Genomic DNA, 23,345 nt, shown 5'->3' with positions numbered 1-23,345 from the left:
TAGCTAAGCACAAGAACCCCATCCTATGGACCGAGACGGTCTCTCTAATGACCCTATTGGCGAGTTCGCAGACCAAGAGTTCATAAACCTCTTACAAGCATTTGAAGACTCAAACCTAGTTGAGCCACACCATAACTGCGAACTCACTGAATTATTCGAGGCGAAAGAAAGCTCCGACGGAGAGGTCCTCTATTACCTCTATTCTATGCATCGCGAGAAATCGGACTATTATGTGTATTCCAAAACTGAGGACACTGTCACTGATGATGCAGGCATTGAAAAGGAACCCAACTACGCTGTGGATTATGAGCTCAAGAAAACCATACTTGGAGCAATCCAGTTCTTCTACGACGACGACCTGTGGCGAGGAACTGCTGAACAGTACAATGGACAGATTGATTTTAATCCAGATGTGCTTAATCTTCTTTACTCTGAAGACGAATTCCAGTCTTTGATTAAGGCTGTCGGGACAGAATATATGAAACCTAAACCCAAACAGCTGGCCATCACTCTAGAGATACCGCGCGACTCAGATTTAGAGGTGGTTGAAGAAACGCTTGACATAGCTATTGAACTGTCTAGGTTTTTCAACAGCAGGATCTCTGAGGAGACAGGGGCTGAAAGCTTCCATAGGTTTGTGGATGACGCGGTCAACTGAACACATACTCGATAGGCTCGATATCGATCCCTCTCGTAGCCTGTTCTGTGGTTAGCAGAAAGGCACAAGCGACCTTGCTTTTCAGCATGTTTTCGCTCGCGAGGAGATACACAGTACTTCCAAGTTCCATATCTCCATCTACCTTTTTTCTGATTTCTGCTGGAGGAGTAATGTGGCCAGATGGCAGCTGATACGTAGACTTCCCATACTCCACATAGCGGCCTCCTCCAATCGAGTCATTAGATATAACTGCGGCTTGTTCAAGGCGGTCATAATTCCAGAGGACGCTTTCCCCCTGAAGGGGATCGTCAAAGACCAGATGACGGAGCTCATCAATCAGATTGATCTTATGGTTGTCAAGGACACTTACAGAACGGAAGAGCTCCCATTCATCTGCATACTCTGGGGAAGCATTCTGGTTCATCGCTACCTGTTAGCAAGGTAGTTCATATTTTAGAAAAAGATTCTGTATTCTGAATCCTCTCAAAACGATGTGCCCTCTATAAATCAAGAAATATGATACTATTTCCTTCGTTCCAGCTAAACGAGCCACTGCAATGCAGAGGAAACCACTCCAACGCTCGAAACCCAAAACCAGCCTAAGACTTACAGTATTGTCAGCAGCAAACACCAACCTTCCCTGCAACCCCCCAGAGGCCTTCCAGCCACTGTTTGATCTGCTGAACTCGCTAACACAGTTAGCGTTCATCGGTGGAATCGCGCTTGGAACGCTGGGCCTGTTAACCGCCTCCTTGTTCGTCTTGCTTCCAGGCGAAGACAACACTCGTAGAGGTAAGCAGGTTGCCAAGAACACGGTGATCGGCACGATCCTGCTGCTGTCCTCCAACATGGTAATCCAGTTCCTCACTTCGGAACTCGGAACCACGATCTGCACCTAGAGAATAATGAACCGGAGAATCATCTTTGTCGGCCTGATCGCCCTCACCTTAGTAGCTACACCCGTCTCCGCACAAGAAAACACGACTACAACTCCTACTGAAGACGAGGACAACAGTGGGATTCTAAACGGGATTCAAAACCTAATCGACACAATCCAAGACTTCACCCAGGGCAAGACTCTCGGAGAGACAATCACGGACATAATCTTCTGGCCGTTCCGAAAACTCGCAGAAGTCCTACTCGGCGTACTCATCACCGTCCTCACCACTACGCCAACTGTCCATCCGAACCCTGCTGTATCCGACGTCCATCAGGACACACTCATCATATCATACGTTATAGCAGGCCTCGGATTCGCAGCCACCGGCATACTCTACATCATCGGCCCGATCCTCAACATCTCCTACAACCAAGCCCGGAAAACACTGCCCCGGCTCGTCGCCGCACTCATATTCGCCACACTCTCACTCCCCCTCCTACAGTACGCAGTCGACCTTTCCAACGCCTTCACCCACGCATTCACACCTGAAATCCAGAACATCCAGCAAGTAGCAGGCCTCTCAACAGGCCTAGTCATCGCATGGGTAGTCGAATCAGTTCTCCTACTCGCAGTCGTCGCCCTATTCCTCATCCGCAACGTCTACATCTTGTTCGGAGCCGCAGTCAGTCCCTTGCTGGCCGTAATGTGGAGCCTGCCCAAAGCCAGGCGGTACGCAGACACATTCATAGCTGGCTGGTTCGCCGCCCTACTGATCGGGCCAGCGGACGTCCTCGTCCTCAAATTCTCGCTCTCACTACTTCGAGGAGCAGGCAACAGCGGTCTTCAAAGCGTGTCTAACTGGATGTTCGGAGTCGCATCCTTCACACTCCTACTTCTCGTTCCATACCAGATCTGGACGGCCTCACAGACAGCCGTAGGCCAGGCACACACCATCTCCAATAGCATGGATAGCGGCGGCGATTCCTCAGAGAACGGCCCTGGTCTCACGGCTGATCAACGTCAGCGTCTCCGAGAAAATCAGAGGAAGAGAGCGAACAGTGAGACCACAGGCCGAGTTGAGGACTTCCGGAGGCGGCTACGATGAAACCTCGCTTCCAGTTCCCTGGAACGGTTGAAGACGTCTCTATGCAGTTCTTCGGCCGGTTCACTTGGAAGGATGTACTCCGACTTGCTCTGCCCGTAGCAACAGCAGCGGTTCTCACAGACGCCTACATCTACCTCGTTCTGGCTCTGTTGCTCGGGGCCATTCTCTACGCTGTAAGGCCGTTTAGCCAGCCGCTGGACCACCACATCATCCGCAGTATCCGGTTCCTCGCCGGGAGGTACCTATGACACAGTACGGAGCGATCCAAGTTACGCCGACAAACTTGGAGCTGATGACTGAGAAGGAGGCTTTAGGAGTCCATCAGAACTTCAAACAGGTTCTGAATCAGGCCGACTACCCAATCAACATCTACTCGCTGCAACGCGATTTAGAGCTTCAGCCCTACGCCGAATACCTGAAAGACCGGTTCTCCATCCGTAGGGAGCTCTGGGAGGATTATCTCAGGTACTGCAGCCGTCTCAACGACGAATCACTCGTCACCACTGAACACTACATCACTACACCAGTCACCGCATCAGGCCGAGGATTCCTCGCCTCGGTACTGGATTCTGAAACCAGGGAGGATCTAGAGAGTGAGGTACAGCGGAGAACCCAACAGATTACCGACTCACTCAACACCGCTAACCTCTCCGCAACGGAAATCCCTGCCGAAGAACTCGAAACCTCTCACAGCAACCCAACACCTCGGTACGTCTCCACCGGACAGGAATACCGGCGGGCACTCATAATCACTGAATACCCTAGTCAGCTGGAACTGGCCTGGCCCTTGGAACTTCTCCGCGTCGATGGCAAAATCGACGTAGCTCAACTCATCAAACCAAGAGACTCCGCTAACACCGTCTCCACACTCAACCGTTTGAAAGAGAAGCTGAACGCCGAGATCAACTCCCGGCTTGCATCCGGCTTCCTTGACACCAACGAACTCGAATCCAAACTCGACGCCGTTGACTGGATGCTCGACAAACTTGCCAACAGGGAGCAACAGGCCTTCGACTACGCCGTCTACATCTCCACCCACGCAGACAACAAGGAAGACTGCAACCAAGCCTTCCAACAACTCAAATCACGGTTAAAGCGGATGGGCATCGGATTTGAGGAACCTGTCTTCAGAACCGATCAAGCACAGAAGGCCTGCAACCCGCTTCAACTCGACCCGTTACAGGAGACCCAGCTACAGCTCAGTGACTCCGCCGCTGCTGGATTCCCATTCGCCACCCGGACAATCAACCAGTCATCCGGAATCATCTACGGAGAAGATCAATACGACGGCACACCCATACTTCAAGATCGCTTCCAGTGGCACGCACCCCACCTCGCAAGATTCGGAGCCACCGGCTCAGGAAAAACCTTCCACACCAAAATCGAACTCCTCCGAGCCATCCTCGCATACCCCGACATCCAGATAATCGTCATCGACCCGAAAAACGAGTACCACAACCTCATCAAAGCCCTCAACGGCCAAACCTACACCGTACAAGACCGGCCAGAAAAACTAGGTAAGGCCTCCTGCTTCCAAGTCACCTCAAGAGGCCAATCAGAGAACATCCCGGAGATCATCGACCTGATCGAACACCTCTACCAGGTTACCAGCCAAAATGATCGGCGGACCCTGGTAGTGGCCGATGAAGCCCACAACGTGTCAGGTGTGGGCCGAGGCCGAGAAATCCTGACCCGCTGGGTGAGAGAAGCACGAGACACTTCTACCGCAATCACACTGGTCAGCCAGTCGGCCAACGACTTCACCCAGTACACAGAGGGGAGAACCCTGCTCGACCAGATGCCCGGAAAGCTGTTCTTCCGCCACGAACGCGTCAGCCAAGAAATGATCGACCACTTCCAGCTCTCAGAACAGGAGGAGATCGATCTCTACGACCTCAAAACAGGAACCGACGCACAGTACTCAGAAGCCGTAATGAAAGTCAGCGGACGCCTCGACGCCAAAATCCGCGTACACGCAACCCCGACCGAACACAGACTCATCGAACAATGAACCACCAGAAAACCCGAATCCAGATCTCGAACCAGAACGGAAACACCGACGTCACAGTCGTCTCCCAAGGAAGCGGAGACATCCAAATCGACATCAACGAACTCCAACACAGCACCCCGCAACAAGTCCAATCCCAAAACCTAGAACAGCTCTTCCAAGCTCTCGCCCAGAAACGGATGCAGAAAATGAAGGCCGAATTCCAGGAAACACAGGCCCTTATGCAGAAAATGCAGGAGCTCGCCCAATCCCTGGAAGGTCAGAACCAGATGATGGCCCAAGCCATGCAGCAACAGGTCCAAGAACTGGAGAACAATCACGAGAACGAAGAAATACTCGCCCTAGAACCGTGACCGTTCTCCGGTACAACCACGCCGAGCTCGACGAAGACACGGCAGAGAACTTGGCTACGGGGGTAACCAAACTGCCGTACACCGTCGAAGCCCGGCCACCGAGAGACGAAGACACACCGAGCAAGCTGCAAAACCTGGCAGATGGAGTACTCGAATACCAGACCAAGTACCTCGGCCTGAAAAACACGTCACCGACCATAGCGTACGAAATCCGCCGCACCACACCCGGAAAACTCCAGTTCCAGTACGCAGCCCCGACTAAACGCCTCGAACGAAAAATCCGGACACACCTCACAAACGACACACCACACGTCGAACTCAAAGAAGGAGTCAACGGCCTACCAATCCGTGAAGAGGATACTGTAGGCGGCGGCCTGCTCACCGCGGGAAGAACCGACTGGTACCCACTGAAGACCAGCTTCGACCAACCACCGGTGGACTCGGTAGTCGCAGCACTCCACCGCCACGCAATGCAGAACACCCGGTTCGTAATCCAGATCCTCTTCCGACCGGTTATCGGCCAACCTCTACGTCGCTACTACTGGCGGAAACGGGCCTACCAGCGAATCGGCCACCTGCGGAGAGAGAAAGAGAAACTCTGGGGGTCAAGGCCTCCAACACCGCGGGAAAAGAAACAGGCAGACGCAATCGAGAACAAGGCTGGCAGCCCCCGATTCCACGTCTCGATCAGGCTGCTCATCATCAATGCAGCCGAGTACACGCCTAGCAGAGTTAAAGAGATCTCCGGAGCGTTCAACACCTACGAAAACCCGGAAACAGGCCAGTACCTGAACGCGACCACGGTAACACCGTTCCGCCGCAGCCAGATTCTTTCCTTCGCACAGGCAGTCCAACGTAGAGAGTTCCAGGGCTGGAGCCAGAAATTCCAGGCTACCAAGGACGAGCTCTCAGCTCTTCTCTCACTCCCGAATCGGAAACAGGACAACATCCAAAACGCTCAGCCATGAACCCCGAAGAAACCCAGAACCTGATACAGAGCACAGGCAACCTGAACACCACCTATCTCGGCAGCCGTGAAAGCAACCTCGGCGTCGAAGAAAACATCGGAGTAGACGACGAAAAACGCCTCACTCACGTCCTCAACGTCGGCCCCACCGGATACGGCAAAACGCAGCTACTGATACACGTCGCATTACAGGACGCAGAGAAAGACCACGGCCTCGCAATCATCAATCCGAAAGGCGACCTAATAGACGAATTCCTCTCCAAACTACCCGAAAACAGGAGAGACGACGTCGTCTACATCAATCCAGCTAGAGACCCGGTTACACCGATCAACGTCCTCGAACCTCACATCACCGAGGAAATGTCGGAGGCCCAGCGAGAGAACCAGAAAGAGATCATCGTCTCCGACCTCATCGACCTGTTCAAACGCCAGTCGGAGAACTGGGGTGACCAGTTCGGAAGAGTCCTCGAAACCCTCCTGCGGGCCCACCTCGACCTCAACATCCAGAAGAATCAGGGAAACAGCTTGCTCGACGTCTTCCGATGCGTCGTCAACCAAGACCAGCTCACCGAGCTGATCGACGACACCGACGACCAGATCATCCGAGAGCAACTCGTCCGCGTCAAAGAGGACATGACCTCGTATGAGATGGAACCTCTCCAGCGCCGGCTAAACGACTTCGTGATGAACCCCACCATCCGGAAAGTGATCGGCCCAGAACAATCCGGAGTCAACTTCCGCGACGTCGTCAACCAAGGGAAAATCCTCCTCGTCGACATCCAAAAAGGCGAAGTCGGAGAAACAGTCTCCCAACTCGTCGGAAGCATCGTCACCACCAAAATCTGGGCCGCAACACAAAGCCGGGTCACCCAGCCCGTCGAACAACGCACACCCTTCTTCCTCTACGTCGACGAACTCCAGAACTTCGGCGGCGAAGGCAGCAACTTCACCAAAATACTCAGCGAAGCCAGAGAATACCGCTTAGGGTGCTGGCTCGCCACACAATACCTCCAACAACTCGCAACCGACATGCGGAGAGCAGTCGTCAACAACTGCCGCACCAAAATCACCTTCAACCCCAGTGGCAGCGAAAACGAAACCCAGATCGCCGGAATGTTCCAAGGCCTCTCCAAAAACCAGCTCAAAGCCTTAGGCAAGTTCCGGGCAGCAGTCCAGAAACCCAGCAAACAAAGCCACAACTCCGCCGTACTCTTCAACACCTACCCACCCTGGAAACCCGAAAACACCGACATCGACAAACTCAAAAAACAGGGCACCGCCGCAACCACCCAAACAAAAGCCCAAATCAAGGCCTCCCAAAGCCTCGGAAAAGGAAACAACGCCGGCGGAGACAAACACCGAGAACTCCTCGCACAAGCCAAGAAACAACTGGAGGAACGCGGCTTCCAAGTCAACCTACTGTACCAAGACACAGGCGACAACAAACCAGACGGCCACGTACACCTCCCCAACGGAGAGATCGCACACCTCGAAGCAGAACACAGCACACTCTCCCGGCCCGTCAAAGTCCTACGCAACCTCAAACGAGCCGTCGAAGAAGACCGCGAAGTCTTCTACGTCGTCCAGCAGGGGAAAGCAGCGAAACTTCAGAACATCGTCGACGACCCCAAAAACCGCCGCGGCAACGAATACAACGACGAACAAGGCAGCTACAGCTACTACACCGACGAAAACAGCGAGGCCTTCACCCAATTCGAAGAACTAGAAGAAGCAGAATACCGGGTAATCGAAGTCAAAGAAGACAACTTGGAAGTACACAACGAAGCTGTCGAACCAGAATGCCCAGAACTCGATGCAAACAGCCGTGACGACTTAGAGGCCTTCTGCCTACACCGCGACGAAGAAGGATTCTGCACCGAACTCGAACAGCAATGCGTCCTACTTGAAGGAGAATGACTGAAGAAGAATTCGAGGAGATACGGGACAAGGACCACGTCGTCCTGAAACACATCGAAAAAGGCCTCGACGACGTCCAGAAAATCACCGCAGAAACCACACTCGAAAACCACCACGTCTCCTACTGCTTCGAAAAACTGGAAGATCTAGGCCTAATCACCGTAGAGAAACCAGATAAGATGGTAGAGCGGGTTATCGACGGCCAAAAAAGAGTCTTCCAACACCCCAAAGAAGCAAAGCTCACGGGGAAAGCCCACCGGTACTTGGAGCAGTCGGAGCCAGAGAGTATGACTGAGTACGAGGATTTGAGTCACCGTGAGGTTGTCGAGCGGGTGAAGACTGTTGAAGATGAGTTAGAGGAACTAAAGGGATCATTCAGGTTGTTTAAGAAGCAGATTCAGAAGAAGATCTAACTGCCGCCCTGTTTCAGTTGTAGTAACCGCTGTCCATTTCTCCCGTCCACTCTCCTTCGTCTAGATAGTAGACTGCTCTAATCTGACTAAGACCCATTCCGGTTCCTGCAGCATCATCAGTAAGTAGCCGTTTCTCTCCTTGTATAATCCAAACCAAGGAAAGCTCTTCTTCCTCTAACTCTTCGATTATCCCTTCACTTGCTGCTAACATTGAAAGCGAGTTCACTCTGTCGTACAACCCTTCGGAAGTAGACACATCGGCTACACGAACAGGGTTAGAACCTTTTTGCACGAATTCCTTTGAATCAACTACCCATTCGAGATCGAGCGATTTCGCAAGTGGGGGGGACGGAGCATACATCCCATAATTCTCGTCCACGGAACAGTCATACTCTGACTCCCAGAGTAAATCAACAGTGGTGTCTGTCGTAGAAACCGGTGCTCCTCGGATAGAATCTACGTCTTCTTCCCAGCCCTCCTCTATCGAAGGGTGCCAGGGATATTCCGCCCAGAAAGTCTGAGTAAATGTAGCCAAGTGGAACGGAGTGCTCTCAAGCTCATCGCTATCAACCCAGTCCTCCTTTAACCAAGACACCAATTCGTCCTTCTTCTCAGTAGCTACTGTAACAGTATCTATCCGGGCAAAAACGTCTCTCTCAAGTCTGGAGTCTTCGCCCTCGTCTGCTCTCCACTTATAAATACCATGCAGAGGTATCCATCTCTCACCATCCACGGAAATATCTAACAAGGAAACCAAGTCAGGGAACTCCTCGTGGTCTGAAATCCATTCCTCTAAATCAGTCTCATCTATACGGCAATCATATTCTACAACCTCATCTAACGAAACGTCGGAATCAGCTTGAGGATCTAGTACCGAAGGGTCAATATCCCGGTCAAATTGCATCCAAGGCCCATTATACGGCCGTTCTGTAATTGAACCTGTGAAATCACAGTTATCCGTAACCCAAGACACCAATTCGTGATAGGCTATCCACTGGTATTTTTTACTGAACCGCTCCGGTTTTCGATTCTCCATCCTACCCATATAGCTCCGGTTGACAAAGTCATCGAACGATCCGAAAAGATCAGGTCTCCAGCCCAAGTCAAATACTCGCTTGGTAATCCAACGAAGCGCCTTCTCTCCGGAGAAATCGTAACCATGGACGTCAGAAGGACTATGATTCGTTCCAACAATGTACCGAGCAAAATCACTGTGTCCACGTCCTTCAAAGTCAGAACCTACAAGCCCCCACCAAAACCGCGAGTTCAAATCAGTATCAGAGTCCTCTAAGACGCTTTCAACTTGCTCACGAAGCTCATCAGACGAAGGAACATCGATAGAGAAAGAACTGTCATAAGGAGGCCTCACATTCTCCATCTCAACGTCGAACCCGTCATTCAAACGGTTAGCCACCTCGATTATCCCTCTCGTATAATCTCTTGAGAGCTGGTGAGGAGTCGGGTCGTTGTCCTCAAATTCTAATTCGTACACGGTCTCGGCAACGTCAGTAACTGCTTCATCCTGTTTATGTCGGAGAACTCCGCCATAAGCTGCTGCATAGACCCGTTCCAAAATATATGGATCAGTAACATCTTGGAAACGCTCAACCAACTCACTGTAGAGTTCAAGATCAGAGTCTACGACATTGACTATAGCCTTTGTCGACCGGTCTCTAACATGTCTGTTTGGACAGCAAAAGAACCAGGAGAGAGTAATCGACATTAACCGCTTCAGTTCGTACGACTCCACAGGCCGATTTTCTAAAGAGAATCCCCAGTTGACTAATCGGTACACCTCAGACGTATCTTCTCTCCACTCTTCATGCAGGAACTTGGACCAATTGAAATCGCGCCTAAATACTTCCTTGTCTTTGAGAACCTCATCAAGGTACTCAGCATTCAGCGGGTGATCAGAGCTTGTAGACAATGTAAGGAAGACTCTCCAAAGCTCATGCAGGTCATCAAGAAGCTCCAGCTCTTCCCAGAGATAATCTTCAACCTCCTCACTAAATTCTCCATCACTATCTGTCAACGTATCCGGATTCCGCCAAGCTAAGCTCTTAATGAATGGATTGAGTATATCTTCTGAATCTACAAAATCAAATATTTCTGCATCCTTCTTCTCAGGGAGATGGATAGACAAGGCCTGTATGAGCCCAGCGTACAGTTCTGGGTTCTCAAAGATCTCCTGTAGCTCCTCTGTCTCTGAAAGAGCTTCCTCAATATCGTCATCCACGTAGAGCTCTAAGTACTGTTGAGCTATTTTGTGGTCTGCAAATTTATCGTAGGAGAACCGGACGGCCTCCTCTGCATCCTCCTCAAAGGGGACTACCTCTGAGATAACCCCTTCACTCAGAATATTTTTGTAAAGGCTTTCTGAGTAGGTTCTTCCCGGTAATAGGTCGTCTACGATTTCCTTTGCTTCACTCCGAGGAAGCCTCTTCATGCCTTCTCCCTTCTTAGCCATCTCACGTGCCAAGGCCTCTACTGCTTTTCTCACCTTATTATCGCTCGGATCGTAATCCAACCGGCGATATAGCCGGTCATGTACCGCATCTATGTATCCTTCAAAGATCTCGCTGATGCCTTCTGGACCGTGGGATATCCGGCTTTGACCGCGGTTCTCCAAGTTTTCGCAGAACAATTTCAAAAACAAGGGTATCTGGAATTCTCGTCGTAGAACTGGTATCGACTGGTGCTCAATACCATGCTCATTAAAGAATTTTCTTACAGCCTCGTATTCTACGTTATTGAACCCGTAGTGCTGGGTCTCAACAAACTGTTCTTCTGTACTATCAGGGAATATGAGTTCCTCGTAACCAGTCCGGCAGCTGACGCACAAGCTGATATGAGGATAATTTTCTAACTTGCTTAGAATGCCTGGCAACTGCCGGTTCCACATTCGAGGATTTGAACTTTCATTCAGGGCATCGATCATCAATAGAGATCGAACACCGCGGGATTCGCCGAATGAATCCAAGGCCCCTAGGAATTCTTCAGTGGTGCAATCTAAGCCCAGTCGCTCCATAATCTGCGTCCAGATATCTCTGTCCCTGAAGTTCTCACCGAGGAGGAGAACCGTTGGATAACCCTTCTCGGTTCTATTCTTAGCAACGTTACAGAGCAGATGGGTTTTACCCACTCCCGCATCCCCAAGTACTTTCAACGCGGCGTCTTCAGCAGCCTGGAAATCATTACTATCGATATGATTTTTCAAACCAGTAACGGCTTTCCGAAGTTGACGGAAATCATAGAGAGTGGACTTCTCAAGGGTTTCTACTTCGTCTTTTTCTGCATCCGCTTCTTCCTTGAGCGTTCGAAGCTGGGGTTCTAATTCCCGAATTGCCTCCTCTGCTTTCTCACAGGTATCACGTAGTTCTGATAAGGGGATATCCTCAGGGATTCGCTCAACATCCTCAAGCAGATTAGGAAGGTTGTCTATTGACTCGCGGAGATCTAGGGTAGCATCTTCGTCGGCCTCTTCTAGGACTTCAACCCGCTTTTCCGTGAACAGTTTACCTGCTTTCTCGTCTAATTCCTCAAGAAGCTCTTCCACCTCTTCTTCAAAAGTAGGCGTCCGGCCTAACGGCTCAAAAATATCTGCATTACCCGTATCTACGTGCAGTTCCGGACTGTAACGGTCCTTTGCATTAGAAATAGACACATCCATCTCATCCTGAAGCTTGGCATCGGTGAGCTGCTCTGAATCAAACCAGAAATATATCCTTCCTTTATGCTTGTCCTGGCTGAGAAACTCCAAAAGCTCAGACTGTCCCCAGAAAACAAACTCCACGTCCATCCCCTCGTCCTCGGCCCATCCTTCCCACTTCTCTTTTCGATCATTCCATTTCTCAAGAGCAGTTTTAACACCTTCACGGGGGCTGTGTGGCCTATCGCAGGGAACACAGACGAAGTATCGGCTCAGATTAGGGTAGTTTTCTAAAGCTTGTTTTACAGAGCGATCAACTTGAGACAAGCTACTGTTGTCTATATTATCGACATACTTGGCCTGCCAGCCCCATACAGATCCATCAGTGGACTCCCATTTACATTCAATTCCTGCATCAGGATCACCTATGCGTGTATATTTCCAGGTATCGGGTACGTCTTCGAATTCGTGGGCAACTTGACTACATAACTCCTCAAAGCCCTTTCTCCGAGAGTCTTCAACAGGTCTGATATTATCAAAGTCAACAGATACACTCATTGTCGATCCTGTGTGTAGTCTTCTTGAGCAACCTTTTCTTATCTATGGGGTATGAAAACACCGGTTACATCGCTTCGGCAAAAATTCGCCGGCGATAGCCGTAAATCGGAGTTAGATTGCTGCTGCTTCTGAATCTTGTTGCTGTGCTATTCGTACGTATTCGTTCAAGCAGGCATTGCAGAGAGCGTAGAAGGAGACGAAGAAGTGTATTGACAGTGTGCGGCTGTCTTCGATCACATCTCCATGTGCTATCTTGTTTCGGCGTTGTCTAACCGTTTGATGCAGGTATTCGCTGAATACGCCATCGAAGAACTGTGAAATCAGGTTATCCAGGTTCTTTCGCTTCTGTGACCGGTTCTTTCCTGGCATCTTGAATTCGGTCTTACCGTCCTCCTCGACGATGTCACCACCAGCCTCCTCCACCAGGTCGCCGAGGACTCCTTCAAACTGTAGTACAATTCCGGCGAGAAAACCTCTGTAATGGCCTTCTTCGAACTCCATAAGAAGGTCGTCTAGAAGCTCTCGTCTGCCTTCAAAGAATTCGACGTTCCGGAAGGTCTGACGTGCTTGGTCTAGAAGCTCTTGATCAAACCGGTCGACCACGAACTCTTGAGCCTGGTCACGATCAGATTCAAGAAGCTCTTGGAACTCCTCAAACTCAGGCAGAGTCAAGAACCAGGACCAGGCAAAGTTGTCTCTTGAAGCTAAGTACCGTCGTAAGGCCTGCTTCTCCTCTTCTGTCTCACAGCTTTCAATCAGAAGATGGTTCAGGTTGACGAGGTCGTTGTCGTCTTCTGGAGGGAAGAAAGGCTCCAGTCTCTCGAATGTATCCTCATTCAATGCCTGCTCAATAATCGGGATTTCTTTTAGCTGGGTGATGTTGATACGGTACCAGTTCAAGTCCATTGATTCAGCGTATGTTTGGAAGAATTCTCTGTAGAGAGGAGTATTCAGTAGCCGCGCTAAAGCATCCCTGCGTTGTTCCCTATCAACTTGGACTCCGATCACCGTCGAATCAAACACTGCATCATCTAACTCAACAGTATAGCAGACAGGCTCATCGAAAAACTCAGGTATAATCAAGTCCGGATTCTGGAACTTGCCAAGATAGTTCGGAGTAAACGAGAGTCCATTTCCTTGATGATGAAGAGGACTGTCCTCAATATATTCGACCAGTTCTGTGTAGCCGTCATTCTCCAGCTCTTCAAGCACTCTCTCTTCTGTAACCTCTACGCCGTCACTCCTCAACTCTTCCACGTACTGAGTAAGATCCAGCAGATACAGATCGATCACTTCCTCAGATATAGAACGTATATCGCTGGGAGGATTCTTGATGACAGGACGGAAGAACCGTTCATCAATACCTGATTCCTCTTTCTCACTTGGATCAAAGTAGAAGAAATCGTTATTGCCTGTAGACACGCCGCTCCCAATCTCGACTCCGGAGAGCTCACCAAGCTTAGTGAAGCCTTCAGACGTGATGATGTCATAGATTGACGGGTTAGAAAGTATCCTCAAGACATTTCTTCCTTCCAAGTCCGCGTGAGAGGCCTTCGCCAATTCAGCATCGTATGGATTGTACCTGTTTTCGAGTATGGCGTCTAGCGGTTGTTGGAAAAGGCCTCGTGCGTTTTCGGGGAGTTCCATCTGGTTGAATCGGCCGATCCCGGTCTCCTTGACTTGAGGATCACGCTCCTCCTTGACCATGGTCAGAACGACTAATTCTACTGAGTGAGCATCTGCAAAGACTCCCAACGGAAGCTCTACAATTCTATGGATGCTGCATGATTCAGTGAGTTGTTCCAAGAGGCCGTCTTTCAAGGCCTTCTTCGGTAGTACGAATGCACCACGCCCACCGTCTTTGAGATGAGTTACCGCCTTAGCGACGAAAGCAGCAGCAAGCGAAGGCCTTCTACCTTGAGTCCACTCACTGATTTTCTCTCGTTGCTCTGGCGGAAGGAAGCCCGTTATCGGCGGGTTTCCGACGACTGCATCGTATTTCTCGGAAGAGTGTTCTCCCTGAGTTTCTTCGCCCAGCTCTAGCTGTTCGGGTGTTCTCCAATCGAAGAAGTCCTCATTGAATATTTCCGCGTTGTCTATGCCTCTTACTCTGCTTTTTACCAGTTTAGCGATAAAGGGATGTATCTCGACTCCGGTCAAGCGGCCTTCTTTGTCGAGGTAGGTCGCAGCTTGTTTGAGTAGAGTTCCCGATCCTGTAGCGAAGTCAAGGACGGAGTCGTTTTCTGATGTTATTGCCCATCCTGTGAGGATTTCCGCAATAGCTTGTGGTGTATAGCCGTGTACGTAACCGGCTTCGGACAGCGTTTCTGAGGCCTCCTCGCTCTCTAATTCTACGTGTACGGCCTCCCCGGTCAAGACTTGTCTGATAAGTTCTCCGTAGTCGTGGTCCTCTCCCAACTCATAGAGCAGGATATCTTCTCCGTGGAATTCCAAGAATCCAGTTTGAACGGCTACCAACAGTCGATCTGCAACTTCAGGAATCTGTTTTGTTTGTTCACAAGGTCCGCCAGGGAGGAAGATATAGAAGGACGGTCCCTCAGTTTCAATAACTACCCCATCGTCCCGCAAATCTGTCGACTCTACTTCAGAGAGCTCTTCCAAGTCCTCAGAAATCATATACAGATCTAGATCCGGATAGTGACCGCGGGACATACTCTACGACAGATATTACCATCAACTCTCATTAGAGTTCGGCTCCGAAAATCAACCTAGAAACAGTACAGATCTGGATCGGCAGTCCTGAAAATCAGTCTGGAAACAGGCCTGATCAGGTTATCCAGCCCCGAACAGTAGCTCTGGGTCAGGTCTGGAACGGGTAGCAACTAACTACTGTACTGTGGTTTTTCGCAGATGATGGTGGGCCTGATGTGCAACGGCGGTTAAGGATTTTATAGGTTCGCTGTGAAGGATTATGTGAGAATCATTATGGCACCGCCTTCAGGTTCGCACGGAGTTGAGAGGGCTGTTGGTGAGTTATTGGCTCCTTCTGTCGGCGTTATTGTTGCTGTAGCTTTTACTAAGGAGTTTCTGGGGCCTGTGATGGCCGGCATTCTTTACCTCTTGTTAACCGGGGGAATTCTTCTTGGGATCTACACGGCGGCGATTAACTGGAATATTCCCTATACTGCGGGGTTCGTCGTATCGGGATTCATTCTGTTTTCTATAGCACCGAGTGTTATCTCGGAGCTTGTTCACCCTGTGTTTGGAGTTCTCGGCCAGATCCTCGTACTCGTGTTTCTGGTGGGGATGGCCTTGTTATTCGTTGAGAAGTCAGGGCTTGACGATCTTCTCAGCTAACCTCACAATTTACTCTGCCAATGCTTAGGAGAGTTCGGTGATCTGTATTGGTTCACCGTTGCGAAGCTGACGTACTTCTTCTGGGCTCAGAAAGATTGAGGCTCCGAGCAGTTGGCCGTTTTTGTTGGTCCATTCGTTGATTTCGTGTTCTATCGTTGGGTTCACCTCCGTTGTGTTTAGAGTTCGAGGGTTTTGATGCAGTTGAGGTATTGTTGGCGGGCTTGGCTGCGGTCTACGCGTGTGTAGATGTCCATTGTTTCGTCGTTGCTGTCTCCGCGGATGTAGCGTAGGATGTGATCGGGCATTCCTTGGTTTCGCATTAGGGTGGTGAAGACGGTTCTGTAGGTGTGTGGCGTGAACTTCTTGTGAAACCTGTCTTCTCCCGGCTCCATTATTCCGGCCTCTTCTGCAGCTTTCTTCACTGCTCTCTGTACTGAGGTTTTGGAGACGCGTTCTCCCCGTATGGAGACGAAGAGGTAGTCGGTGCCGCGTCCGTTCCGGATGAACTGGAACCGCTGAATGGCCTTGATAGTTTCTTGGTCGATGGGGACGACGGTCTGTTTCCCGCCTTTCCTTTTGCGGAGGCGGATGAATCCTTCTTCCAGCATTAGGTCGTCCACCTGGATTTCGAGGGCCTCCGTCAGTCTGCATCCGGTTTTGGCGAGTACTGTAGCGACTGTTTTGTCTCTGGGGTCGGAGATGTTGTGGATGATCTGTCGGCCGTTTTCCCAGGTGGCGCAGTCCGGCCGGTCTCGTACTTGTTTGGGGATTTCTTCGAGGACGACTGCTGCCGGGTTTCCTGTTATTTTCTCGAACCTGGGGCGTTTCATCGCGTAGCTGAAGAACGCACTGAGTGATTCGAGGTAACGGCGTTTCGTGTTCTGGCTTAGATCCCTCTGGGCCAATCTCATCACGTAATCCTCGATGTGGAATACCTCCGTGTCCTCAGGCCTTAATTCGGGAAATTCTTCGTGGTAGAATTTCTTGAGGATGCGGCTGTAGGCGTTGAGAGTGCGTTCACTGCGGCCTGTAACCTGCTTCCTCTTGATGAACTCGTTAATCGATTCGTGCTTGTTCTCATAGACCGTCTCGTACCAGTCATCCGCCATCACCAATCACCCTTGTTCTTCAGCTTCCAGCCGTGGCCCCGCTCGAACTCTACCCGATCTTGCTGCGCGAGGAAGTACAGTTGATCCTCTACTCGTTTGCGGATCAAGTCATCCAGGGCTCCGCTCTCTACGATTTCGCGGAGAATCTGGTCGAGGGGCTTGTAAGTCTCTTCGAGGAATTTTTCGAGGAAGTCGACGTCGTCGACCTTTGTCCGGCCGCTGCTCTGCTGTTCTTGGTTCTCTAACCGGTTTTCTAGGTGTTCGATTTCCTGCTTGAGTTCCTCGATCCGTTCTTCGCTTTCGTGGTGTGCGAGGAACCCTTGTTCTCTGTAGGCGCGTGCCTCTTGGATCAGTTCGTAGAGGTAGGCGCTTCTGCTTCTGTAGCCTTGCTCCTCCACTTCTTGATCCCATTCTTCTTTATCATCTTCTGAACAGTACAGGGTGGCCTTCGTGGTCGACTCTGGAATATTGACTGAGTCTTTCCAGCCGCTGCCTGTCATTTTTCGACACCTCCCAACACATTCATCACGCTAGCCAGATTAACTGTAATTATTTTTATAACTAACTCCAGTTCGCCTTTCGATGAGTGCCGAGGCCGACCTATTACCGACTCTTCATTTCTGACCCACACATAGAGAATAATAGATTGCAGAATGCAGCGCATAGTGTGAGGCCGAAGCCAACCTATTACTGAAGGGCCATTCCTCTCTTTGTGAATAGGTGAGATTATTAATTGGGCTCAAACTCCTCCAACCCACTCTGCACCGCTACGACCCGCTCTTCTATGGATTCGTCGTCTATGAGTTCTCCCTGAAATGCTTTTGAAAGAACCGACTCAGGGAGTACGTCGATTATGTCGGACATTCGCTCCGATGCTTCATGAATATCGTCTATTCTGGCTTCAATGTATTCAAGACGTTCAGCTATTTCCTGCTGTTTAGAAATCTTTGGAAGTGGAATGGGTAGATTTTGAAGATTTGTCTTAGTTATGGAGGGGTATGTGCTCCCTTTGCTGATTTTCTCCCAATATCCGTGTTGTATCTTCATATAGTAATAGAGGTATCCACCATCGAGATTCTTTTCAGGTCTTAGCCCTGCTACACCTCTCCCAAGACAATACGTATCGTCTGAACGGTTTATGATTCCCAAGGGCGTTGCTCTGATAGCTATCAGAATGTCCCCTTCCTTACCTACTTTCGAAGGGTCAGTAGTGTATCTATCGCTGACAGGGGTCTTTTCTCCAAATTCTTTTTGCCCCTGCAAGAAACGCATTCCCTCACCCTCCTCGTTGTAACTCTCTCCTGGGGGTGAATTACCAAGGATTACTTCGCAGACAGTATCGAGTTTGACTGTTTCACACGTTGAACCCTCCTTTTCTGGCATCAACCCCGAAATGCAGGACCGAAGTAGATTCTCTTCAATTACTTTAGCGTCAGAACTCACTTCGCGTGTCTCGTCCACTCCCCTAATTACGGAGTTCAGCTTGTCGGCAATTTTCTGCTGTTCGGACAAGGGTGGAAGCGGGACAGACAAATTCTGCAGGTTTGTCTTAGTTATTGATGGATAGGTACTGCCAGTACTCACCTTTCTCCAGTACTCGCTCTCTTTGCAGTATTTCATGTAGTGGTAGAGATATCTTCCATCAAGCTTCTTCTTCTTCGGTCTTAATGCAGCTACACCACGCCCTACACAATATTCATCATCTGCTTGGTTTACTATCCCTAAGGGTGTAGCTCTGATAGCTACCAATATATCCCCATTCTTACTCATCCTCGAAGGTTCGGTAGTGAATCTATCGCTATCAGGGGTATTCTCCCCGAATTCATTTTGGCCCTGCAAGAAACGTACCCCCTCTCCCTCATCGTTATAACTCTCCCCAGGGGGTGAGTTACCCATGATGATTTCGCATATCTCACCTAATTCGTATTGTCTCCATCCTTTAGGCAAATCCTCTCTATCCATTATTCGTCCTCCAGCTCATCCATAATCGCTTCTGTATTCTCTCGAACAGTATCTTGTAGAGATTGCAGTTCAGTGAGAAGCTCCTCTGGAGGCGCAACTTCATCACCATCATCAAATTCCTTATACTGCTTGTAACTGAGCGTGTGCTCGTTCTCCTCAATTTCTTCTATTGAAACAGAGAAATAATGTTCGCTTTCTTCACGAGAGTCAAAATTCTCAAGGAAATCCTCAAAGTGCTCTTCCGTAAGAGGGTTACTTTTCTTGATTTTTTCCATCTCTGTTCGGAGGTCATAGAACCACACTTTCTCGGTTGAATCGCCCTTTTCAAAGAATATAACGTTAGTTGCAACGTTGGTGTAGGGTTGGAATGCACCAATCGGTAGTACGAGAACAGTATGGACGTTAAAATCCTCAAATAGGTTCTCTCGGATTCTTTGGGCAGCGCCGGACTGGAACAAGGTCCCATCTGGAACGACCATACCACATTCACCCCCTTGTTTGAGGAGGCTCATGTTGTGTTGAACAAAGTTGAGTTCGGGACTTCTGGTATCGACCATAAAATCATCCCGAGCTCGCTTTTTCTTTTGATTTCCACCGTATGGCGGGTTAGTTAATATCACATCATACGACTCGTCCGTATGTGGACCCAGCGATAATGAATCTCCCACCTCGAAATTCTGAGGCTGTAAATCGTGAAGTGCTAAGTTCATTAGCCCTAGTCGGCGGGTTTCAGGCACTAATTCCATTCCAGAGAGATTTTCTGTCATTAGCTCTCTCCGTTCATCCCGACTCAGGTCCAACCCTTCATTTGTCTTTTCAAGAATATGTTCGAAAGCGTGGATTAGGAACCCTCCAGTCCCAGCGGCTGGGTCATGTATATCATCGTCATGGTCGGGGTCTACTGCCTTGACAATTGCCTTAATTGCTGGTCGAGGTGTGAAATATTGGCCCGCCCCTTTTGCTTCTTCAGCATATCGCTGAAGAAGCGCTTCATATGCAGTCCCCTTAACATCAACCTCAATCGCCGACCACTCTACTTCATCAATTTCACGAATAGCTTCACGGAGGTTGACTGGTGTGCGGAACTGACTATTAACTCGCGCGAAAATGTCTCCAACAATTCCGTCTTGGTCTCCGAGCGTCGGAAGGACAACGCGGTTATAATGCTCAAGGAGCTCCTCACCATCCTTTTCTTTTAGCACACTCCATTGGCAATCTTCCGGAATCTCAATGGACTCGCTACCGAATTGCTCCCGCTCGTCCATCATCTTTAGGAATAGTAGCACCGTGACCTGTTCGACATAAGTCCCGATGTGCATCCCGTCCTCACGGAGAATACCACAGATATCCCAAATCTTCTGTTCGACGTCGAGTTTTCCGTTGTTCCGACTCATGCTAATATCACGTCTTCGTTAAGCTCTTGCAGCACGTCTTTCAGCTCCTCTTCTCCTCCGAATGCCTCCGCAGCGGAATTCCAACCGCCATGCCGGGAGAACGGCACGTAGTTGAAATCCTCCTTCTTGATGACTTTCTCCTGCACGAAGTGGCGTTTGAGGAGGTTCAGCCACTCGCGTTCTTGCTCGGTGAAATCTTTGTCCTGCATCCACGCACTAAACGCCCGTTCGACCCGGTCTTCCGTCGTGGGGAACTCGTCTTCACCGAGGGCGTGTTTGATGAAGCCGATGATGTCGGTCATCTCCTGCCCGTAGGCCTTTTGCAGCTTCTCTTCGGAGAACTTCTCCGGCTCGTCCTGAAGTTTCCGATTGAGTTCCCGGAGGTGCTTACGCTTGAGGGCTTCCGGGGACTCCATTATTATCTTTATTGCTTCAATCTCGGACTGGTTCTGTCTCACGTATCGCTCGAAGTGAGTGACGTAGTCGTCCGGCCGTAGCTCTTGGCCGTCCTTCGTCTCGAACATATACCCCGAGAATTCGAGGTGGTCCTGAACGTCGTCGGCGACGATGATTTCGTCGTCCTCGTCGTCCTCTCGCTCCTTCTGTCCGGACTTCTCTTCGTCGACGGTTCCATCCGGGCGGTACGTGTTGAACGGCGGCGTCTCGCTGAAGTAGTCGACGATGCCGATGCAGTCGTAGATGGTGAACTTCTCTTTGCCAATCTCGTCGCAGGTTCGAGTCCCCCGGCCAATCATCTGGTTGTAGAGGACGGCGGAACGAGTCGGCCGGATGAAGATGATATTCTCGATAGGTTTGACGTCAACACCCGTACTGACCATATCAACCGTCACCGCGATTTTCGGGTACTTCTGATTCCTGAATCGTTTAATCCAGCCGTCGGGGTCGTCGGTCGTGTAGGTGATTTTCTTGACGTAGCGGTCGTCTTTGTCCGAGTAGACCTCCCTGAATATCTTCTCTAACTCGGTTGCGTGACGGTCGTTCTTAGCGAACACGAGCGTCTTTTCGTCCTCGCCCGACTGCTTCCGGAACTCTTCTGCTATGAGGCGGTTCGTAGAGGGAACGGTGATTTTGTTTTCGAGGTCGCCGGGTTCGTACTCCTCATCTTCGTAGTAGAGGCCGTCCATCGTGATGCCCGTCTGAATCCGGTACGTCTCGTAGGGGACGACGTGACCGTCATCGACCGCCTGCCAGTAGCCGTATTGGTAGACCCAATTCTCGTTGAAGTAGCTGAGCGTGTGAGTCGCCGGGGTCGCAGTCAGACCGAGTTGGAGGGCATCGAAGTGATTCAGAACGACGCGCCAGTCCCCGTAGATAGAGCGGTGGGACTCGTCGGAGATGATGAAGTCGAACGCGTCCTGCGGGATGTCGAGTTCGTCGTGATTTTCGAGCAGACTGTACATCCCCTGAAGGGTGGCGATGACGATATCCGCGTTCTCGGGATAGACGCCGTCCTCGACCTGCTCGATAATGTAGATGTCGCTTAGCTTCATCGCCGGGCCGACGTCGTAGTTTTTGAATGCGCTCTCAGCCTGATTCCCGAGGCTGTTGCGGTCAACGAGGAAGAGAACGCTATTGACGTAGCCGGATTTCAGGAGGCGGTAGGTTTGAGCGCAGGCCATCCGGGTCTTCCCGGTTCCAGTCGCCATCTGAACGAGCATCCGCCGCTTGTTTTCCTGAAGGGACTCTTCGATACTCTGGATTGCCTCAAACTGGTTATCCCAGAGGTTCGAGTCGGACTCTCGAATAGGGGTATCCTCTAGCCACTCCTTCGCAGCCTTGTAGTCGGTATTGAGGAACTGTTCGAGTCCATCAGGTCGGTGGAAACTACGGAGTTTCCGTTCACGCGGGGCCTCCTCTCGAAGGTCCTGAAACCACACTTCGTCTGAGTTCGCGGTGAACACGAAGGGGACGCCGTACCGGCCAGCGTAGTTCTCACCCGTACCGATATCCTGTGCGTATCGTTTGGATTGGGTTAGAGCGGCATAGGCGTCTTTCTGGGCTTCTTTCGCTTCTACGACCGCGATGGGCTTTCCTGAGACCAGAAGAGCGTAATCAACGGGACCAGAAGAAGTGGAATACTCCCGTTCGAAACCCGTATCGCCTCCCTCTTCTTCGAGGTCTTTCCAGCCTGCCTCTTTTAGCTGGGTATCGATGACCTCTCGGGCTTCGTCTTCGGGGTCGGTTCCTTTGTCAGCCATTACTCACTATATTTCACTCGGGGTATAAGTGCTCTTCCGACAGTCATTTTCAACAATACCTCACAGAGGGCGGAAACCAGCAAGTGTTTAGACGAGGGCTGAGCAGAATTGAAACGAGATTTAACTGTGAGTCGGAGGGCGGGATGGTAGAGATTGTAAATGTCGTCGCATCAGGTGCTCTGAATGTCGAACTCGATTTAGAACGCCTCGCTGACGACATCGGTGAGCCGGTCGCTCGCTACGACCCGGACAAGTACCCAGGGATGTACCTTCGATTCGAGGAGGATGCGCCGCTGATAACGGTCTATCGCACGGGTAAATTCATCATCACCGGCGCAGACTCCGAGGACGAATCCTACTCGCTCCGAGAGCGATTTCTGAATTTGTTCGCCGAAATGGACGTTATTGAGAACCCCGAGGACGAGTGGTTCGCCGTCCAGAATTACGTCTGTACTGGAGAACTAGACCAGAACCTCAATCTGAATGCGCTCGCCATCGGACTGGGTCTCGAGAAGACCGAGTACGAACCGGAACAGTTCCCCGGTCTAATTTATCGCCCCGAGGGCGCAGAAGGTGTAGTACTGCTCTTCGCTACAGGTAAGGTTGTTATCACGGGCTGTCGGAGTATCGAATCAGCCGAGGAGATTTTTGCGGGCTTGACAGAGACGGTCTCTGAATTTCTCTAACCGGTGAGGCTCTGATAACTGCCTCTGTTGGTCTCAGACTGTACAGAGCGTAACGTGACTCAGACGCTAACGCATTCCACCCGCATCTGAATACCAGTCATCATCCAGAAAGAATACTTGGTCAACAGATGACAGACAACAACCTGCTA

At 50.5% G+C, this 23,345-nt stretch carries 19 protein-coding genes; 11 read left to right on the top strand and 8 right to left on the bottom strand.

What is annotated here, in order from left to right:
• Positions 1-25 precede the first annotated feature (25 nt).
• Positions 26-658, top strand: coding sequence for a hypothetical protein (locus HVO_RS15690; protein ID WP_004042175.1), 633 nt, complete (start codon positions 26-28; stop codon positions 656-658).
• Here the strand turns inward: HVO_RS15690 and HVO_RS20610 are convergent.
• Entirely contained in the window at positions 651-1,082 is a 432-nt protein-coding gene (locus HVO_RS20610; protein WP_144064045.1) for a hypothetical protein, read from the bottom strand. The genes HVO_RS15690 and HVO_RS20610 overlap by 8 nt on opposite strands.
• A 133-nt stretch (positions 1,083-1,215) precedes the next feature.
• Here HVO_RS20610 and HVO_RS15680 point away from each other — a divergent pair, with 133 nt between their 5' ends.
• Genes HVO_RS15680 through HVO_RS15645 form a run of 8 tightly spaced genes read left to right on the top strand, consistent with a single transcriptional unit; the run spans position 1,216 to position 8,301 of the window.
• Positions 1,216-1,557 (top strand): hypothetical protein, encoded by a 342-nt coding sequence (locus tag HVO_RS15680; protein ID WP_004042173.1) that lies wholly within the window; start codon positions 1,216-1,218, stop codon positions 1,555-1,557.
• A 6-nt stretch (positions 1,558-1,563) separates the two neighbouring features.
• Positions 1,564-2,643 carry a hypothetical protein gene (locus tag HVO_RS15675; protein ID WP_004042172.1) on the top strand — a complete coding sequence of 360 codons (1,080 nt, stop codon included), beginning with the start codon at positions 1,564-1,566 and terminating at the stop codon, positions 2,641-2,643.
• Positions 2,640-2,891 carry a hypothetical protein gene (locus HVO_RS15670; RefSeq protein ID WP_013035461.1) on the top strand — a complete coding sequence of 84 codons (252 nt, stop codon included), beginning with the start codon at positions 2,640-2,642 and terminating at the stop codon, positions 2,889-2,891. The genes HVO_RS15675 and HVO_RS15670 overlap by 4 nt, the downstream gene beginning before the upstream one ends.
• Complete coding sequence (locus HVO_RS15665; RefSeq protein ID WP_004042170.1) at positions 2,888-4,654, top strand: VirB4 family type IV secretion system protein; 1,767 nt, start codon at positions 2,888-2,890, stop codon at positions 4,652-4,654. Before HVO_RS15670 ends, HVO_RS15665 begins: the two co-directional genes overlap by 4 nt.
• The gene (locus HVO_RS15660) at positions 4,651-5,004 is read left to right on the top strand and encodes a hypothetical protein (RefSeq protein WP_004042169.1); all 354 of its coding nucleotides are present in this window, start codon (positions 4,651-4,653) and stop codon (positions 5,002-5,004) included. The genes HVO_RS15665 and HVO_RS15660 overlap by 4 nt, the downstream gene beginning before the upstream one ends.
• On the top strand, positions 5,001-5,972 hold the full coding sequence (locus tag HVO_RS15655) for a hypothetical protein (RefSeq protein WP_004042168.1): 972 nt from the start codon (positions 5,001-5,003) through the stop codon (positions 5,970-5,972). The genes HVO_RS15660 and HVO_RS15655 overlap by 4 nt, the downstream gene beginning before the upstream one ends.
• Complete coding sequence (locus tag HVO_RS15650) at positions 5,969-7,888, top strand: type IV secretory system conjugative DNA transfer family protein (RefSeq protein WP_004042167.1); 1,920 nt, start codon at positions 5,969-5,971, stop codon at positions 7,886-7,888. Before HVO_RS15655 ends, HVO_RS15650 begins: the two co-directional genes overlap by 4 nt.
• Positions 7,885-8,301: a hypothetical protein gene (locus HVO_RS15645; RefSeq protein ID WP_004042166.1), complete on the top strand. Its 417-nt coding sequence runs from the start codon at positions 7,885-7,887 to the stop codon at positions 8,299-8,301. The genes HVO_RS15650 and HVO_RS15645 overlap by 4 nt, the downstream gene beginning before the upstream one ends.
• A gap of 13 nt (positions 8,302-8,314) precedes the next feature.
• Here the strand turns inward: HVO_RS15645 and HVO_RS15640 are convergent, their stop codons facing one another.
• Complete coding sequence (locus HVO_RS15640) at positions 8,315-12,508, bottom strand: NACHT domain-containing protein (protein ID WP_013035348.1); 4,194 nt, start codon at positions 12,506-12,508, stop codon at positions 8,315-8,317.
• Between the two features lie 111 nt (positions 12,509-12,619).
• A complete protein-coding gene (locus tag HVO_RS15635; RefSeq protein ID WP_236995470.1) occupies positions 12,620-15,145 on the bottom strand; it encodes an HsdM family class I SAM-dependent methyltransferase in 2,526 nt (841 codons plus the stop codon).
• Positions 15,146-15,430: 285 nt separating this feature from the next.
• Between HVO_RS15635 and HVO_RS15630 the strand changes: the two genes are divergently transcribed.
• Entirely contained in the window at positions 15,431-15,826 is a 396-nt protein-coding gene (locus tag HVO_RS15630) for a hypothetical protein (RefSeq protein ID WP_144064044.1), read from the top strand.
• A gap of 176 nt (positions 15,827-16,002) precedes the next feature.
• On the opposite strand, the gene HVO_RS15625 is transcribed toward HVO_RS15630, so the two are convergent.
• The 5 genes from HVO_RS15625 to HVO_RS15605 form a co-directional block, all read right to left on the bottom strand.
• On the bottom strand, positions 16,003-16,935 hold the full coding sequence (locus tag HVO_RS15625) for a tyrosine-type recombinase/integrase (RefSeq protein WP_004042160.1): 933 nt from the start codon (positions 16,933-16,935) through the stop codon (positions 16,003-16,005).
• Complete coding sequence (locus HVO_RS15620; RefSeq protein ID WP_004042159.1) at positions 16,935-17,435, bottom strand: hypothetical protein; 501 nt, start codon at positions 17,433-17,435, stop codon at positions 16,935-16,937. The genes HVO_RS15625 and HVO_RS15620 overlap by 1 nt, the downstream gene beginning before the upstream one ends.
• Before the next feature lie 229 nt (positions 17,436-17,664).
• A complete protein-coding gene (locus HVO_RS20265; protein WP_013035494.1) occupies positions 17,665-18,897 on the bottom strand; it encodes a restriction endonuclease subunit S in 1,233 nt (410 codons plus the stop codon).
• Positions 18,897-20,291 (bottom strand): class I SAM-dependent DNA methyltransferase, encoded by a 1,395-nt coding sequence (locus tag HVO_RS20260; RefSeq protein WP_013035257.1) that lies wholly within the window; start codon positions 20,289-20,291, stop codon positions 18,897-18,899. The genes HVO_RS20265 and HVO_RS20260 overlap by 1 nt, the downstream gene beginning before the upstream one ends.
• The gene (locus HVO_RS15605) at positions 20,288-22,510 is read right to left on the bottom strand and encodes a type I restriction endonuclease subunit R (protein WP_013035629.1); all 2,223 of its coding nucleotides are present in this window, start codon (positions 22,508-22,510) and stop codon (positions 20,288-20,290) included. Before HVO_RS15605 ends, HVO_RS20260 begins: the two co-directional genes overlap by 4 nt.
• Positions 22,511-22,653: 143 nt before the next feature.
• Here HVO_RS15605 and HVO_RS15600 point away from each other — a divergent pair, with 143 nt between their 5' ends.
• Positions 22,654-23,196: a TATA-box-binding protein gene (locus HVO_RS15600; RefSeq protein WP_004042154.1), complete on the top strand. Its 543-nt coding sequence runs from the start codon at positions 22,654-22,656 to the stop codon at positions 23,194-23,196.
• The last annotated feature ends 149 nt before the right edge of the window (positions 23,197-23,345 follow it).

The sequence above is a fragment of the Haloferax volcanii DS2 genome (genome assembly GCF_000025685.1).
GTDB lineage: Archaea > Halobacteriota > Halobacteria > Halobacteriales > Haloferacaceae > Haloferax > Haloferax volcanii.
This window is presented reverse-complemented; position numbering and strand designations above follow the sequence as displayed.